Annotated in this window: 18 protein-coding genes; 6 read left to right on the forward strand and 12 right to left on the reverse strand. The window is 73.3% G+C overall.

Translation table 11 applies throughout. From position 1 onward, the window contains the following. Window positions 1-132: 132 nt before the first annotated feature. Both V7S47_RS15145 and V7S47_RS15150 read right to left on the reverse strand, forming a co-directional pair. A complete protein-coding gene (locus V7S47_RS15145; protein WP_336562336.1) occupies window positions 133-1092 on the reverse strand; it encodes a co-chaperone YbbN in 960 nt (319 codons plus the stop codon). A 33-nt stretch (window positions 1093-1125) separates the two neighbouring features. Beyond that, window positions 1126-2331, reverse strand: coding sequence for an acetyl-CoA hydrolase/transferase family protein (locus V7S47_RS15150; protein ID WP_336562337.1), 1206 nt, complete (start codon window positions 2329-2331; stop codon window positions 1126-1128). 178 nt (window positions 2332-2509) lie between these two features. Between V7S47_RS15150 and V7S47_RS15155 the strand changes: the two genes are divergently transcribed. Further along, the gene (locus V7S47_RS15155; RefSeq protein WP_336562338.1) at window positions 2510-3673 is read left to right on the forward strand and encodes an endonuclease/exonuclease/phosphatase family protein; all 1164 of its coding nucleotides are present in this window, start codon (window positions 2510-2512) and stop codon (window positions 3671-3673) included. A gap of 248 nt (window positions 3674-3921) precedes the next feature. Here V7S47_RS15155 and V7S47_RS15160 read toward each other — a convergent pair whose 3' ends face one another. From V7S47_RS15160 to V7S47_RS15170, 3 genes are all read right to left on the reverse strand, one after another. Next, window positions 3922-4443 (reverse strand): PH domain-containing protein, encoded by a 522-nt coding sequence (locus V7S47_RS15160; protein WP_336562340.1) that lies wholly within the window; start codon window positions 4441-4443, stop codon window positions 3922-3924. Beyond that, the gene (locus V7S47_RS15165; RefSeq protein ID WP_170867133.1) at window positions 4440-4586 is read right to left on the reverse strand and encodes a hypothetical protein; all 147 of its coding nucleotides are present in this window, start codon (window positions 4584-4586) and stop codon (window positions 4440-4442) included. Before V7S47_RS15165 ends, V7S47_RS15160 begins: the two co-directional genes overlap by 4 nt. A 118-nt stretch (window positions 4587-4704) precedes the next feature. After that, window positions 4705-5193 carry a VOC family protein gene (locus V7S47_RS15170; RefSeq protein ID WP_336562341.1) on the reverse strand — a complete coding sequence of 163 codons (489 nt, stop codon included), beginning with the start codon at window positions 5191-5193 and terminating at the stop codon, window positions 4705-4707. Between the two features lie 58 nt (window positions 5194-5251). On the opposite strand from V7S47_RS15170, the gene V7S47_RS15175 reads away from it, so the two are divergent. Beyond that, window positions 5252-5419 carry a hypothetical protein gene (locus V7S47_RS15175; RefSeq protein ID WP_336562343.1) on the forward strand — a complete coding sequence of 56 codons (168 nt, stop codon included), beginning with the start codon at window positions 5252-5254 and terminating at the stop codon, window positions 5417-5419. A gap of 4 nt (window positions 5420-5423) precedes the next feature. On the opposite strand, the gene meaB is transcribed toward V7S47_RS15175, so the two are convergent. Both meaB and V7S47_RS15185 read right to left on the reverse strand, forming a co-directional pair. Further along, window positions 5424-6386 carry a methylmalonyl Co-A mutase-associated GTPase MeaB gene (gene meaB / locus V7S47_RS15180; RefSeq protein WP_336562344.1) on the reverse strand — a complete coding sequence of 321 codons (963 nt, stop codon included), beginning with the start codon at window positions 6384-6386 and terminating at the stop codon, window positions 5424-5426. Next, window positions 6370-7569: an acetyl-CoA C-acetyltransferase gene (locus V7S47_RS15185; RefSeq protein ID WP_336562345.1), complete on the reverse strand. Its 1200-nt coding sequence runs from the start codon at window positions 7567-7569 to the stop codon at window positions 6370-6372. Before V7S47_RS15185 ends, meaB begins: the two co-directional genes overlap by 17 nt. A gap of 145 nt (window positions 7570-7714) precedes the next feature. On the opposite strand from V7S47_RS15185, the gene mce reads away from it, so the two are divergent. After that, a complete protein-coding gene (gene mce / locus V7S47_RS15190; RefSeq protein WP_336562347.1) occupies window positions 7715-8152 on the forward strand; it encodes a methylmalonyl-CoA epimerase in 438 nt (145 codons plus the stop codon). On the opposite strand, the gene V7S47_RS15195 is transcribed toward mce, so the two are convergent. The 4 genes from V7S47_RS15195 to V7S47_RS15210 are packed head-to-tail and all read right to left on the reverse strand — an operon-like array spanning window position 8079 to window position 10704. Further along, window positions 8079-8408 carry a hypothetical protein gene (locus tag V7S47_RS15195; RefSeq protein ID WP_336562348.1) on the reverse strand — a complete coding sequence of 110 codons (330 nt, stop codon included), beginning with the start codon at window positions 8406-8408 and terminating at the stop codon, window positions 8079-8081. The two genes, mce and V7S47_RS15195, sit on opposite strands and share 74 nt — an antisense overlap. Before the next feature lie 51 nt (window positions 8409-8459). Continuing rightward, complete coding sequence (locus tag V7S47_RS15200) at window positions 8460-9320, reverse strand: biotin-dependent carboxyltransferase family protein (RefSeq protein WP_336562349.1); 861 nt, start codon at window positions 9318-9320, stop codon at window positions 8460-8462. Further along, window positions 9317-9946, reverse strand: a complete 630-nt coding sequence (locus V7S47_RS15205) for a 5-oxoprolinase subunit B family protein (protein ID WP_336562350.1) — start codon at window positions 9944-9946, stop codon at window positions 9317-9319. The genes V7S47_RS15200 and V7S47_RS15205 overlap by 4 nt, the downstream gene beginning before the upstream one ends. Beyond that, window positions 9943-10704: a LamB/YcsF family protein gene (locus V7S47_RS15210; protein ID WP_336562351.1), complete on the reverse strand. Its 762-nt coding sequence runs from the start codon at window positions 10702-10704 to the stop codon at window positions 9943-9945. Before V7S47_RS15210 ends, V7S47_RS15205 begins: the two co-directional genes overlap by 4 nt. Window positions 10705-10805: 101 nt before the next feature. On the opposite strand from V7S47_RS15210, the gene ccrA reads away from it, so the two are divergent. From ccrA to V7S47_RS15225, 3 genes are all read left to right on the forward strand, one after another. Beyond that, window positions 10806-12161: a crotonyl-CoA carboxylase/reductase gene (gene ccrA, locus V7S47_RS15215; protein ID WP_336562542.1), complete on the forward strand. Its 1356-nt coding sequence runs from the start codon at window positions 10806-10808 to the stop codon at window positions 12159-12161. Window positions 12162-12302: 141 nt separating this feature from the next. Further along, window positions 12303-13541 (forward strand): hypothetical protein, encoded by a 1239-nt coding sequence (locus tag V7S47_RS15220; RefSeq protein WP_336562353.1) that lies wholly within the window; start codon window positions 12303-12305, stop codon window positions 13539-13541. Further along, window positions 13538-14674: an AI-2E family transporter gene (locus V7S47_RS15225; RefSeq protein WP_336562354.1), complete on the forward strand. Its 1137-nt coding sequence runs from the start codon at window positions 13538-13540 to the stop codon at window positions 14672-14674. Before V7S47_RS15220 ends, V7S47_RS15225 begins: the two co-directional genes overlap by 4 nt. 7 nt (window positions 14675-14681) lie before the next feature. Here the strand turns inward: V7S47_RS15225 and V7S47_RS15230 are convergent, their stop codons facing one another. Then, window positions 14682-15662, reverse strand: a complete 981-nt coding sequence (locus tag V7S47_RS15230; protein ID WP_336562355.1) for an EamA family transporter — start codon at window positions 15660-15662, stop codon at window positions 14682-14684. Window positions 15663-15697 lie beyond the last annotated feature (35 nt).

Raw genomic sequence — 15697 nt, forward strand, 5'->3', positions numbered from 1 at the left:
AGCGCCAGCGAGCGTATCGAGACCCTCGGTCACGGTCTCGATACGCCGGTCGCGACCTCCTTCGTCGGTCGCGCGGCTACTCGACCTTGCCGCTGCTTCCTCGTCCCCGAGCGAGCTCGGGGACGAGGGCGGCTAATACAGCGCGGAGGCGAGGGCCTGGCGGCCCTTCAGGACGCGGGCGTCGTCGTTGCCGACAGCGGCGAACAGGCCGAGCAGGTGCTCACGGGCGGCGTCGCGCTCCTTGCCCGACGTACGACGGACCAGGTCGACCAGGCGCGTGAAGGCGTCCTCGACGTGCCCGCCGTAGAGGTCGAGGTCGGCGACCAGGGTCTGCGCCTCGAGGTCGTCGGGCGCGGCCGCGGCCGCGGCCCGGGCGGCGTTCAGGTCGACGCCCTGGACCCGCTGGAGCACCTTGGCCATGGCCAGCCCGGCGGCCGCCTCGGCGTCGGCGGGGTTGGCGGCGACCAGCTTCTCGTACTCCGCGACGGCCCGGTCGACGTCGCCCTCGGCGAGCGCGTCCTGGGCGGGCGCGTAGCGCGGGTCGACGTACTCCTCGGCCTCGTCGCCGTCCGCGGCCGGGCCGGCCTGCCGCGGCTGGTGCCGGCCGCTGATGCCCTGCGCGGTGAGCTGCTGGGCGAGCTGGTTGAGCAGCGTGCTGAGCTCGTCGGCCTGCAGCACGCCGGGAATCGGCTGCGTCGCCGGTCGGCCGTCGAGCAGCACCATCAGCAGGGGGATCTGCTGGACCTGGAGCGCCTGCGCGATCTGGGGGGTCACGTCGACGTCGACCAAGGCGGCCAGGAAGCGGCCCTCGTAGGCGGCGACGGCGGCGGCCACGTCCTCGGCGTACGTCGCGCTCTCGGGCGAGCGGCCCGGCGAGTAGAGCACCAGCACGACGGGCGCGGTGACCGACGCCTCGATGGTCTCCTGGAAGTTCTGCTCGGTCACGGAGACGGCGTACGACGAGCCGCCGCCCGGTGCGCCGCCCGGCGTCCCCGCGGGCGCTCCGGCGCCTGCCGGCGGGGCGCTCGGCGCGGGACGCTTGAGCGCCGACAGGTCGATGGCACCGGGACGGGAGAACGGCTGCTGACTCATGGGCCCAATCCTAGGGATCCCGGGGTCACCCGATCACGCCAGCCCGAGCTCGACCGCCTCTTCCAGCAGCTCGTCGCGCACGCTCGGGTGCGCCACGGAGATGATCTGCCGGGCCTGCTCGCGCTCGTCGACCCCGAAGACCTCGGCCAGCCCCTGCTCGGTGACGACCGCGCTCATCTGGAACGAGGTGACCGGCTCGTCGACGAGCGGCACGATCGTCGAGACGTCGGCCTTGGGGTGCCAGGAGCGCAGCGCCATGAAGGCCTGGCCGCCCTGGCTGTGCAGGGCACCGACGTAGAAGTCGGTCTGACCGCCGAAGCCGGAGTGGATCCGGGCCCGGATCCGCGAGGCGTTGACCTGGCCGAAGAGGTCGACCTGCAGGGCGGTGTTCACGCTGACCATCCGCGGGTTCCGGGCGATCCGCGCCGGACTGTTGGTGACCTCGGTGCGCTTCATGACGATCCGGTCGTTGCGGTCGACCCACTCGAGCAGCTCCGGCGATCCGAAGAGGAACGACGCCGTGACCGGGACGTTGCGGTCGAGCGCGCCGGCCTTCTCCAGGGCCAGCACGCTGTCGGAGAACATCTCGGTCCAGACCCGCAGCCCGGTCCGGTCGACCAGCCCGCGCAGGGTGGCGTCGGGGACGGCGCCGATCCCGGCCTGCAGGGTGGAGCCGTCGCTGACCCGACCGGAGACCAGCGCACCGATCCGGGCGGAGGTCTCGTCCACGGCGTGCACCGGGGCGTGCGGCATCTCCGCGTCGCCCTCCACCAGGACGTCGATCTGGTCCAGGTCGAGCTCGGCGTCGCCGTACGTCCACGGCATCCGGTCGTTGACCTGGGCGACCACCAGGCCGCCCCGGCGGCGGCAGGCCTCGATCGCGGCCGGCAGCACGTTGACCTCGACGCCCAGCGAGACCTTGCCGTCGCGCGGGCGGGTCGTGTGCAGCACGACCAGATCGGGCGGCAGCCGGTCGGCGAAGAGCCGCGGCACCATCGACAGCCGGGCGGGCACGTAGCGCAGCCGCGGGCTGCGCCGCTGGGCCGGACCCACGAAGGACGACTCCAGAACGACGCCCTCCCGGTCGGGCAGGCCGGGCTGGCCGTTCAGCGCCCAGAGCCGGTACGACGCCAGCGCCTCGTCGACCAGGCCCAGCAGGTGCCACGGAGTGGCGTGGTTGCCGGTCACGACGACGCGGGGGTTCTCGGGCAGGCGGGCCAGGGCGGTACGGAGGTCCACGTCCCCATCCCACCACGCCCCCGGGCACCGGTCCTGGGGCGAAGGTCACCGGCCGACGGGACGTTCGCTCGCGGTTCGGTTTCCCGACACCTGCCCCGGGGACGCTCGAGCCATGACTCTCTCTCGGGGAGCCGCCGCTTGCGTCGCGGCTCTGATCACCACGTCCACCCTCACCGCCGTGACCGCCGGGCCCGCCGACGCGGGCCGCGGCCACCAGGACCATCACGGCCATCACGGCCACCAGAACCGCACCGTGCGGTTCCAGACCTTCAACGCCTCCCTCAACCGGGCCACGGCCGGGGAGCTGGTCGCCGACCTGTCCACTCCCGACGACGCCCAGGCGGCGGCCGTCGCCGAGATCGTCCAGCGCACGCGACCCGACGTACTGCTGCTCAACGAGTTCGACTACGTCGAGGGCGGGAAGGCCGTCGACCTGTTCCGGGAGAACTACCTCGAGGTGCCGCAGGGCGACGCCGAGCCGATCCGCTACCGCTACTCCTACGTCGCCCCGTCCAACACCGGCGTCCCGAGCGGGCACGACCTCGACAACAACGGGACCGTCGGCGGCGGCAACGACGCCTACGGATTCGGCGAGTTCGAGGGGCAGTACGGCCTGGTCGTGCTGAGCCGGCTGCCGATCGACACCCGCAAGGTGCGCACCTTCCAGCACTTCAGGTGGGCCGACATGCCCGGCAACCTGATCCCGACCGACTTCTACTCCCCCGAGGAGCAGGCCGACCTGCGGCTGTCCTCGAAGTCCCACTGGGACGTCCCGATCAAGGTCGGACGCCGGAGCGTGCACTTCCTGGTCTCGCACCCGACCCCGCCCACCTTCGACGGGCCCGAGGACCGCAACGGCCGCCGCAACCACGACGAGATCCGGTTCTGGGCCGACTACGTCGCCGGTGCCCGCTACCCGTACGACGACCGCGGCCGCCGCGGCGGCCTGGCCCGGGGCGAGTCCTTCGTGATCGCCGGCGACCAGAACGCCGACCCGCTCGACGGCGACTCCGTGGACGCCGCCATCGACCAGCTCCTCGACTCCCCGCGACTGCGCGACCCGCTGCCGACGTCGGCCGGCGGTCCCGAGGCGGCGGCCCGCCAGGGCGGCGCGAACGCCACCCACCGCGGCGACCCGTCGTACGACACGGCGGACTTCGCGGACACCGCCCCGGGCAACCTGCGGGCCGACTACGTGCTGCCCTCGCGCGACCTGAAGGTGCGCCACGCCGGGGTGTTCTGGCCCGAGCCGAGCGACCCGCTCTCGCGACTGACCGGCGAGTACCCCTTCCCGTCCTCGGACCACCGGGCGGTCTGGGTCGACGTCGAGGTCCGCCGCTAGCCGTCGGTGGCGGTGGGGCCACCGTCACCTCTGGGCTGCGGGGGTTTCGACACGGTTGCTGCGCAACCTGCTCAACCACCGGGAGCGCCGGTGGCTGAGCAGGGACGAAGTCCCGTGTCCAAACCCCCGGGAGCGCCGGTGGTTGAGCAGGGACGGAGTCCCGTGTCGAAACCCCCGCAGCCCGACCGCCCACCTGGATCGAGACCGTCGCTCGATCACCATCAGCGGATCCGCTGGCGCGTCTGCCGCTAGTTCATCCGGGGCCCGCGGAGCCCGCTGCGCTGCACGACCCGCTGGATGGACAGGTCCCGCTCGTCGGGGCGGCCGACGTAGCGGATGTCGCGCAGGCCCTGCTCCTGGGCCGCGGACTCGAACACGAAGTGGCCGAAGCCGAGGACCCGGCCGTGCAGCGGCTTGACGACGGTGATGTCGAGGATCCGGCTGAGCGGCATCGTCGCCAGGTTGCTGGAGAGCACGCCGTGCACGCGGAAGACGCGCATGTTGGTGATCACGAACCGGTCGCGGTGCTCGCGCAGCACCCCCCAGAGGCCGTACAGGAAGACCGCCAGGGCCAGCAGCATCACGATCCCGGCCACGTCGACGTGGATCCAGGGCGTGGTCGCGAGGAGCACGATCGAGGCGACGATCGCGAGACCCGGCCGCAGGTAGGCCATCCAGTGGTGGACGACCTCGTCGACGATCACCTCGCCCTCCTCGCGGAGCAGGTGGCGGGCGATCTGGGGGTCGGCGAGGGAGCCGAGGAGCGTCACAGCTCGCCGAAGAACGTGATCGCCGACGAGAACACGTCGCCGGTCGCCTCCCAGGCCCGGCCCCCGCCGTCGCTCGCCGTGTCGGCGAGTCCTCGGGGGTCGGAGACCAGCCAGAAGCCCAGGAACACCACGAGCACAGGCACGACTGCCTTCTTCACTACGACACCATCCTCAGACACCCGGAGTCAGACATGGATCGCCGTCGATGATGGCGTACGGCGGGCGGCGGACCCGGCAGGCGCGCCGGTCCAGACCAGTCGGCTACCCGGCGCGGACCGCGTCGTAGAACGCCTGCATGGCCGGGCCGATCCGGGCCAGCTCGACGTACGGGACGCCGGAGGCGGAGCCGTCGACGTAGGCGAACTCGATCTCGCCGTCCATCATCGAGCCCCGCATCAGCACCGGTACGCCGGCCGCCTCGGCCCGACGACAGGCCGCGTCCACGTCGTCGACGGCGAAGCAGAGGTGGTGCAGCCCGGGCCCGTTCCGGTCCAGGAACTCCCGGTGGATGGTGGGGCCGCTGACCGGCTCGATGAGCTCGAGCTGCAGGTCGCCGGCGTACCCGAGCGAGACGTGGGCGGTGAAGTCGACCGGCCGCCCGCGCAGGGTCGTGGCGTCCTGACCGAACCGGACGTCGGGGATCCGGGTCCAGGCGCCCACGCCGAACTGCTCGCTCAGCAGCCGCTCGGTGGCGGCGACGTCGTCGGTGACCCAGGCGAGCTGGATGACCGGACCCTGGGCGATCGTCATGGCCGGACCGTAGACCGGATCGCCGCAGGTCGGGCCCGCGCCGGCCGATGAGCGGGGCATGGACACCCTCTTCGACGGCCTGATGACCGTGGCGGCCGGCCTCCTGGTCGGCGCCGCCTGTCGCGTCGCGATCGACGCCTGGGACCCCGCCCGCGCCGAGGCGCGCACCTCGCTGACCGACGCCCGGCTCGAGGCCTTCCTCGAGGCGGCCGTTCGCTACCGCTGACCCGTCAGGAGTCGGCGAGCAGCTCGTCGGCCGCGGCGTAGGGGTCGCACTCCCCCGCCACCACCCGCTCGGCCAGCGCGTCCAGCTCGGACCGCCCGCCGAGGTCGGCCCAGCGCGACCGCAGCGCGGTGACCGCGATGGTCTCGATCTCCCGCCGCACCCGACGGGTACGACGGCGCGCCAGCTCCCCGGTCGACTCCAGCCACGCGTGGTGGTCGGCGATCGCCGCCGCGACCTCGTCGAGCCCGGTGCCGGCCCGGGCGACCGTCTTCACGATGGGTGGGCGCCAGGCGTCCTCGGTCCGCTCGGCGAGCGCCAGCATGGAGCGGAGGTGGCGTCGTACCTCGTCGGCTCCGTCGCGGTCGGCCTTGTTGACGACGTAGAGGTCGCCGATCTCCAGGATCCCGGCCTTGGCTGCCTGGATCCCGTCGCCCATCCCGGGCGCGAGCAGCACCAGGGTGGTGTCGGCCTGGGCTGCGATGTCGACCTCGCTCTGGCCCACGCCCACGGTCTCGACCAGGACCACGTCGTAGCCGGCGGCGTCCAGGACCCGGATCGCCTGCGGGGTGCTCCAGGCCAGCCCGCCCAGGTGGCCGCGGGCGGCCATCGAGCGGATGTAGACGCCGTCGTCGGAGGCGTGGTCCGACATCCGCACCCGGTCGCCCAGCAGCGCGCCGCCGGAGAACGGCGACGAGGGGTCGACGGCCAGGACGCCGACCCGGTGTCCCGCGCCGCGCAGCTCGCGGACCAGGGCGCTGGTGGTGGTGGACTTGCCGACGCCGGGCGAGCCGGTGACGCCGACCACCTGCGCGCGGCCGGCGTACGGCGCCAGCGCGGCCATCACCTCGCGCAGCAGCGGCGACTCGTCCTCGACCAGCGAGACCAGGCGCGCGACGGCCCGGACCTCGCCGGCGCGGGCGCGCTCGACGAGGTCCGGGACGTGGACGACGCTACTTCTTCGGGACACGCACGATCAGCGCGTCGCCCTGGCCGCCGCCCCCACAGAGCGCGGCCGCGCCGACGCCGCCGCCGCGGCGCTGCAGCTCCAGCGCGAGGTGCAGCACGACGCGGGTGCCGGACATGCCGACCGGGTGGCCGAGCGCGATGGCGCCGCCGTTGACGTTGACCTTCTCGGGGTCCAGGCCCAGCGCGCGGGTCGACTCGATGCCGACCGCGGCGAAGGCCTCGTTGAACTCGACCAGGTCGAGGTCGTCGACGGTGAGGCCCTCCTTGTCGAGCGCCTTCCTCGTCGCGTTGGCCGGCTGCAGCTGCAGGCTGGAGTCGGGGCCGGCGACCATGCCGTGCGCGCCGATCTCGGCCAGCCACTCCAGGCCCAGCTCCTCGGCCTTGGCCTTGCTCATCACGACCACCGCGGCCGCGCCGTCGGAGATCTGCGAGGCGGAGCCGGCGGTGATGGTGCCGCTCTTGGCGAACGCCGGGGGCAGCTTGCCGAGCGACTCGGCGGTGGTGTCGCCGCGGACGCCCTCGTCGGCGGAGACCACGATCGGCTCGCCACGACGCTGCGGGATGGTCACGGGGACGACCTCGTCGTCGAAGACGCCGTTCTTCCAGGCGGTCGCGGCCTTCTGGTGCGAGGCGGCCGCGAAGGCGTCCTGCTCCTCGCGGGTGAGCTGCACGCCCTCGGCGTTGACCTGCTCGGTCAGCCCGCCCATCGCCTGCTGGGTGGCCTGGTCGTAGAGGGCGTCGTACGCCATCGAGTCGAGGAGCTTCACGTCGCCGAACTTAAAGCCCTCACGCGACTTCGGCAGGAGGTGCGGGGCGTTGGTCATCGACTCCATGCCGCCGGCCACGACGATCTCGCACTCACCGGCACGGATCAGCTGGTCGGCCATCGCGATCGCGTTGAGGCCGGAGAGGCAGACCTTGTTGATGGTGATCGAGGGCAGGCTCCACGGCAGGCCGCCAGCGATGCCGGCGGCGCGGGCCGGGTTCTGGCCGGCGCCGGCGAGGATGACCTGGCCCATGATCAGGTAGTCGACCTGCTCCGGCTGCACGCCCGACTTCTCGAGGGCACCCTTGATCGCGATGCCGCCGAGGTCGGAGACCGACAGGGACTTCAGACCGCCGAGCAGGCGGCCGATCGGGGTGCGGGCACCGGCGACGATCACCGAGGGCGAGGCGCTAGACATGGGTTCCTCCAGAGCGGGGCGGACAGGCCGATGTCTCGGACCTTACCCACGGGTCACATGCCTGGCGAGGGGCTGTGAGATGCCCGGATGAGGCACATGTCACAAGGCGTCGCCGCGCTGCGCGCCGTCGTACGACGATGAGGCCATGAGCCTGCCGACCCACCTCTTCACCGCCATCGACCACGTCGGGATGGCCGTGCCCGACCTCGACGAGGCGATCGCGTTCTACCGCGACGTCTTCGGCATGACGCTGGCGCACCAGGAGGTCAACGAGGAGCAGGGGGTGCGCGAGGCGATGATGGCCGTCGGCGACTCCGGCTCGTCGGTCCAGCTGCTGGCGCCGATCGACGAGACGTCGACGATCGCCAAGTTCATCGGCCGCAACGGTCCCGGCTGCCAGCAGGTCGCCTACCGGGTCGAGGACGTCGAGCAGGTCAGCGCGATCCTGCGCGAGCGCGGCGTCCGCCTGCTCTACGACGCCCCGAAGCGCGGGACGTCGGACTCGCGGATCAACTTCGTGCACCCCAAGGACGCCGGCGGCGTGCTGGTCGAGCTGGTCGAGCCCGCGGGCTCGGCGCACTGACCTGCAGCAGGACCGTGGCGAGGTCGCCCATCGCGTCGTGCACGCAGCGGTAGGCGCGGCGCAGCCGCTCGTCCCGCGACTCGCGATGCGGGCCCAGCGCGACGAGCGCGACGCTCAGCCGGTGGCCGACGTCCTCCAGACCGTCGTCGGCGGGCGTGGCGTCCACCCGCCCGGCCACCCGGCCGGAGCGCAGCAGCAGCTCCGTGGCGTTGCAGGGCTCGACCTCGGCCCGACGTGACCACGCCCACACGGTCATGGGGCCACGGTACGCCCGAACCGTCCGGACGCCGCGTGAGCCGCCGGTCGGTCAGAGGCGGGTCCAGCGGAACCGGACCGCCTGCCCCGCCCGGACCTGGGCGGCCCGGTCGACGTCGGCGTCGATGACGACGCCGACCACCGGGTAGCCGCCGGTCACCGGGTGGTCGGCCAGGAACAGCATCGGCTCGCCCCCGGGCGGCACCTGCACCGCGCCCCGCCAGGCTCCCTCGCTGGGCAGCTGACGGTCGGGGTCGCGGTGGCGCAGCGGGGCGCCGTGCAGCCGCACGCCCACCCGGTTGCTCTCGTCGGACACCGTCCACGCGGTGCTGACGAGGCGGTCGGCGTCGGCCAGCCAGCCGTCGCGCGGACCGCGCACCACGCGCAGCTCGACCACCTCCGGCAGCCGCTGCGGGGGCAGCAGGTCGGTCGCGGGCAGGTCGCCGGTCGGCGCCCCGACCGGCAGCTCGTCGCCCTCGGCCAGTGGCTCGGGCCCGAGGCCGGCCAGCACGTCGCGGCTGCGCGAGCCGAGCACGGCCGGCAGGTCGAGCCCGCCGCGGACCGCGACGTACGAGCGCAGCCCGGAGGGCGGCCTCCCGAGGCGGACGACGTCGCCGTCCCGCGCCCTCGCGACGTACGACGACCCCGTGTCGCGGTCGCCCACGCGCACCGGCGCCGGGGCACCGGTGACGCAGAGCGTGACCGACCCCCCGACCACCTCCAGCTCCAGCCCGCCCAGCAGCACCTCGATCGCCGCCGCCGCCTCGGGGTTGCCGACCGCCCGGTTGGCCAGCCGGAGCGCGGCCCGGTCGGCGGCGCCGGAGCGGCCGACCCCGATCGCCGCGTGGCCGGGCCGGCCGAGGTCCTCGACCAGCGCCAGCGGCCCGGTACGACGGACCCGCAGGACGGTCACCGGCCGACCTCCACGAACCGCACCCTGAGGCCGCGCTGCAGCAGGGCCGGCGGGTCGCGATCGAGGTCCCACAGCCGCAGGTCGGTGCGGCCGAGCAGCTGCCAGCCGCCGGGCGAGGCACGCGGGTAGACGCCGCTGAACTCCCCCGCCAGGCCGACCGCACCGGCCGCAACGGTGGTGCGGGCCCGCTCCCGGCGCGGCACCCGCAGCCGCGGGTCACCGCCGACCAGGTAGCCGAAGCCGGGGGCGAAGCCGCCGAAGGCGACCCGCCACGGTGTACCGGTGTGCGCAGCGACCACCTCGGCCGCGGACAGCCCGGTCAGGGCCGCGATCTCCGTGAGGTCGGGGCCGTCGTACACGACGGGGACCTCGAGCACGCCCGTGTCCGGCGGGCCTGGGCTCGTCGTACCTGCTCGGACGGCGCGCAGCGCTTCCCGCACGCGCTCGTACGGCGCGTCCCCGCCCAGCACCACGAGCACCGTCTCGGCGGCCGGCACGACGTCGACGACGCCCGCCGGCCGATCGGACTCGAGGGCGTCGACCCAGGCCAGGGCCCGCTCGGTGCTGCCGAGCTCGACCAGGAGCGCGCGGTCGCCGTACGGCAGCAGGGTCGGGGGCTCGCTCACGCGAAGGCTCGCAGCTCGACCCCGGCCTCCCGGAGCCGGGCGTTGACGGTCTGGGCCGTGCGGACGGCACCCGGGGTGTCACCGTGGACGCAGAGCGAGTCGGCCCCGACCTCGACCACCCTCCCGTCGACCGCCACGACCGTGCCCTCCACGGCCATCCGCACCGCCCGGTCCGCGACCTCGTCGGGGTCGGTGACCAACGCGCCGGCCTCCGAGCGCGGGACCAGGGTCCCGGCCGCGGTGTAGCCGCGGTCGGCGAACGCCTCGCGGACCGTCCGCAGCCCGGCCCGCTCGGCGGCGGCCAGCAGGGCGGAGCCGGGCAGACCGAGCACGGCCAGGCGGCCGTCGTACGCCGTGACCGCGTCGACCACGGCGCCCGCCTGCTCCTCGTCGTGGACGGCGGTGTTGTAGAGCGCGCCGTGCGGCTTGACGTAGGCGACCCGGGTGCCCGCGGCCCGCGCGATGCCGTCCAGCGCGCCGAGCTGGTAGAGCACGTCGGCGGCGAGCTCGGCCCGCTCGTAGGCGATGTAGCGACGGCCGAAGCCGGCGAGGTCGCGGTAGCCGACCTGGGCGCCGACGCTCACCCCGAGGCCCTGGGCGACCTCGCAGACCCGGCGCAGGGCGAGCGGGTCGCCGGCGTGGAACCCGCAGGCGACGTTGGCACTGGTCAGGGCCTGGAGGAGGGCGGCGTCGTCGACGAGCTCCCAGCGCCCGAACGACTCGCCGACGTCGCTGTTGAGATCGATGGTCCGGGCCACGTGCCCACGGTAGAGCCAGATAGATCACAGGTGGTCGCGCTGGGCGTTACCGACCGGTAATACTCGGCCCACTCGTGACCCCGACCACGCAGGAGCCCGACGTGCAGCACATCCTCGACGCCATCCTCGCCGCCTCCACCGATCCAGGGAGCACCTCCCCGGAGGACTTCGCGAACCTGGAGATCCCCGAGTCCTACCGCGCCGTGACCGTGCACAAGGACGAGGTCGACATGTTCGAGGGCGTCGCCTCGAAGGACAAGGACCCCCGCACGTCCCTGCACGTCGAGGACGTCGCACTCCCCGAGCTCGGCCCGGGCGAGGCGTACGTCGCCGTCATGGCCAGCGCGATCAACTACAACACCGTCTGGACGAGCATCTTCGAGCCGGTCTCGACCTTCGGGTTCCTGGAGCGCTACGGCCGGGTCTCGGAGCTGACCAAACGCCACGACCTGCCCTACCACGTGGTCGGCTCGGACCTGGCCGGCGTCGTGCTGAAGACCGGTCCCGGCGTGACCGCGTGGAAGCCGGGCGCCGAGGTCGTGGCCCACTGCCTGTCGGTCGAGCTCGAGGACCCGGCCGGCCACGACGACTCGATGATGGACCCGCAGCAGCGGATCTGGGGTTTCGAGACCAACTTCGGCGGTCTCGCCCACATCGCGCTGGTGAAGTCCAACCAGCTGCTGCGCAAGCCCGACCACCTGACCTGGGAGGAGGCGGCGTCTCCCGGCCTGGTCAACGCCACGGCGTACCGTCAGTTGGTCTCCAAGAACGCCGGCCAGATGAAGCAGGGCGACAACGTCCTCATCTGGGGCGCCTCCGGCGGCCTGGGCGGCTTCGCGACCCAGTACGCCCTCAACGGCGGCGCGAACCCGATCTGCGTCGTCTCCAACGAGGAGAAGGCCAAGATCGTCCGCTCGATGGGCGCCGAGCACGTCATCAACCGCTCCGAGGAGAACTGGCAGTTCTGGAACGAGGACGGGACCGAGCAGAACCCGAAGGAGTGGCAGCGACTCGGCAAGCGGATCCGCGAGCTCACCGGCGGCGAGGACATCGACATCGTCTTCGAGCACCCGGGCCGCGAGACCTTCGGCGCGAGCGTCTACGTCACGCGCAAGGGCGGCACCATCACCACCTGCGCCTCGACCACGGGCTTCATGCACGAGTACGACAACCGCTACCTGTGGATGAACCTCAAGCGCATCGTCTCCAGCCACTTCGCCAACTACCGCGAGGCCTTCGAGGCCAACCGGCTGATCGCCCAGGGCAAGATCCACCCGACCCTGTCGCGCACCTACTCCCTCGACGAGGTCGGCCAGGCCGCGCTCGACGTCCACCACAACCTGCACCAGGGCAAGGTCGGGGTCCTCTGCCTGGCCCCCGAAGAGGGCCTCGGCGTCCGCGACCACGAGCTCCGCGCCCGCCACGAGGCCGCGATCAACCGCTTCCGCGGCGTCTGATCCGCCCCGCTCGCACGACCCACCACCCCGGTTCCTGCCCGGTCGCCACACCGTCGGGAACCGGGGTGGGAAGTTTTCAGGGTCATCGGGGAGGATGGGCCAGCGAGACCTCCCCCGATGCGGAAGAAGGATGCTTCGACCATGAGCGACCAGGGCCTGTCCATCTTCGACGACGAACCCGACAAGGAGTCGGCCGACGGCGAGAAGACCCAGGTCATCCCCGTCGTCGACCAGAAGGGTGCGGCCCCGGCCGCGCCCGCCGCGAAGCCTGCCGCGCCGAAGCCGGCCACCGCGGAGCCGACCCAGAAGCGTCCGGTGATCCCGCCGGCCCGGCCCGCCCCGAGCCCCTCGCGGTCGACCGCCGCCGCCCCGCGCACCACCTCGACGACGCCGTCCTTCCCGGTCGTCCGGCGCAACGGCTACGACCCCGCCGCGGTCGACGGCGCCTTCACCCAGCTGGCCGGCGAGAAGGCCGGCCTGGGGGCCAGCCTGGCCGAGTCCGAGCGCCGCGCGGTCGCCCTGGAGGAGCAGCTGGAGGCCGCCCGCCAGGAGCTCGCCGAGCACGCGAACCCGTCGTACGCCGGCCTCGGCGGTCGGGCGAGCGCGATGCTCCGGCTGGCCGAGGAGGAGGCCAACGAGATCCGCGAGACGGCCGACCGCGACGCGGCCGAGATCCGCGACCAGGCCACCCGCGACGCCAAGGCGATCCGGGCCGACGCCAGCCGCGAGGCCGAGGACATGCGCACCGTCCAGCTCGCCGAGCTCGACGAGATGCGGCAGCGCGCGACGGCCGACGCCGAGCAGGAGCGCACCCTGGCCCGCGGCGAGGCCGAGGACCTGCGCGCCTCGGCGCGCCGCGAGTCCGAGCAGCTGCGCCTGGCCGCCCAGCAGGAGACCACCGAGCAGCGCACCACCGCCCAGCGCGAGGTCGAGCAGGCCCGCGCCGCGGCCGACCGCGAGGTCCAGGAGGCCCGCCGGATGCTGGCCGTCGAGAAGGAGCGGCTGGCCCGCGAGGCGACCGACTTCCACAACAGCGCCACCGCCGAGACCCGCAAGCTGGTCCAGGAGGCCGAGGAGCGCGCGACCGCGGCCGAGGAGCGGGCCCGCCAGGCCACCTCGCAGGCCACCGAGCACCGCCAGCAGGCCCAGACCGAGGCCGAGGCGCTGCTGAGCCGGGCCCGGCGCGAGGCCGAGCAGATCGTCACCTCGGCGCGCACCCAGGCCGAGTCGATCAGCTCCTCCGGCAACGCGGAGGCCGAGCGTGAGCTGGCCCAGACCCGCGCCGAGCTCGAGCGGCTGCGCAAGCGGCGCGACGCGATCACCGCCCAGCTCGCCTCCCTGCGCGACGTGGTCGCGGGCTTCGGCGAGGACGACGCTTGAGCGACGCGCCGGAGGCGGCCGCCCCGGCCGCCCCGCCCGAGGACGCCCTCCCCGAACGCACGACCGTCGCGAGCCCCGACCACCTCGGCGAGCCCGGCCCGCCGCTCGACCACAAGGCCCCCTTCTTCGTGGGTCTGGTCGGCGGGCTGGGCTTCGCCCTGGCCTGGTGGCTCTTCGACCTGGTCACCGGCATCGGGTCGACCCTGGTCCTCATCGTGGTGGCGTTCTTCATCGCCGCCGGCCTCAACCCGGTCGTGCTCCTCCTCGAGCGACGGGGCCTGAAGCGCTCCTACGCCGTGATCGCGGTGATCATCGCCTTCCTGGCCGCGCTGGCCCTGTTCTTCGTCGCGATCGTCCCGGTCATCACCGACCAGATCACCAAGATCACCGACAACGCGCCGCACTGGCTCGACGAGCTGCAACGCAACCGTCGGGTCCAGGAGCTCAACGACGAGTACGAGGTCGTCGACAAGATCCGCGACTACGTCACGAACGGCGACTTCGCCGGCGCCGTGTTCGGCGGCGCGCTCGGCATCGGCTTGGCGGTCGTCGGCGCGCTGTTCAACGCGTTCATCGTGCTGGTCCTGACGCTCTACTTCCTGGCCTCGATGAAGTCCACGACGGGCGCCCTCTACAGCCTGGCCCCCGCCTCGCGCCGCGACCGGGTCAGCCGGCTCGGGGACCGGGTGATCGCCGGCATCGGGGGCTACGTCTCGGGCGCGTTCGTCGTCGCCCTGTGCGCCGGCACCTCGACGCTGGTCTTCCTCTTCATCGTCGGCCTGGGCGAGTACGCCGTCGCGCTGGCCTTCGTGGTCGCGCTGCTCGACGTCATCCCGATGATCGGCGCGACGCTCGGCGCCGTGGTCGTGACCGCGATCGCCTTCGCCACCGACGTCAAGACCGGGATCATCTGCGCGATCTTCTTCATCATCTACCAGCAGCTCGAGAACTACGTGATCTACCCGCGGGTGATGTCGCGCTCGGTCGACATCCCCGGCGCCGTGACCGTGATCGCGGCCCTGGTCGGCGCGGCCCTGCTCGGCGTCGTCGGCGCGCTGCTGGCGATCCCCACCGCCGCGGCGATCCTGATGCTGGTCCGTGAGGTCTACGTACGCCGGCAGGACGCCCGCTGAGCGTTGCTCAGGCCGGTGTCGGCACCTCGGTCCGCACGGTCCGCTCCCCCAGCTTCACGCCAACCACGCCGGCGAGGATGAGCAGGCCCCCGACGAGCTGCACCGCCCGGGGCAGCTCGTCGAGCAGCAGCCAGGCGAACCCGACGCTCGCGACAACCTCCAGCAGCGCGACGAAGGACGCGAGCCGGGAGCCGAGGCGCCGGTTGGCGGCGACGCCGGCGACGTAGGCGAGGGCGGCGGTGATCACGCCGAGCCCGATCAGCGGCACCCACCAGGCCACGTCGCCGACGGCGTACGACGCCCGCGCGGTGCTGGCCGTCATCGGCATCAGCCCGACCAGCCCGAGGGTGCCGAGCACCGCGGTGCCGACGGCCAGGCCGCCGGCGGCCAGGGTCAGCCCCGGCAGGCCGTTGGACTCGTCGGCCGAGATGATGAAGTACGACGCCGCGCCGACCATCGCGGCCAGCGCCCACAGCACGCCGGCGGTGCTGAGGTCGGCACCGGACAGGAGGTCGAGGACCAGCACCAGGCCGAGCGCGGCGACACCCGCGCCCGCGAGGGTGAGCGGGCCGGGGCGCTGACCGTGGCGCAGCCACAGGAAGACGACCACGGCGGCCGGTGCGGTGTACTCGATGAGGATGGCCGGGCCGACCTGCATGTGGGTGATGGCCTGGAAGTAGCAGAACTGCGCCCCGGCCACCGCGAGCAGGCCGTAGAGGCCGATCAGCCCGGCGTTGCGGCGGACCAGCCCCCAGCGACCGCGCAGCGCCACGATGCCGAACGGGAGAACGACGGCGGCGGCCAGCGCCACCCGGACCAGGACGACCGAGCCCGCGGTCCAGCCCGTGTCGAGGAGGCCCCGGGCAAGGGCGCCCGACATGCCGAAGGACGCCGCCGACACCACGGCGAGGAGCAGCCCGGCCGCGAGGCGCGACCCGTCCGCGACGATCGGGGCGACCGGATCGCTGTCATGAGTCATTGCCGTCATGGAGCATGACGGTAGGGGCCTATGGAGTAACCTGT

Source organism: Nocardioides sp. CCNWLW216, from assembly GCF_037120545.1.
GTDB classification, from domain to species: domain Bacteria; phylum Actinomycetota; class Actinomycetes; order Propionibacteriales; family Nocardioidaceae; genus Nocardioides; species Nocardioides lianchengensis.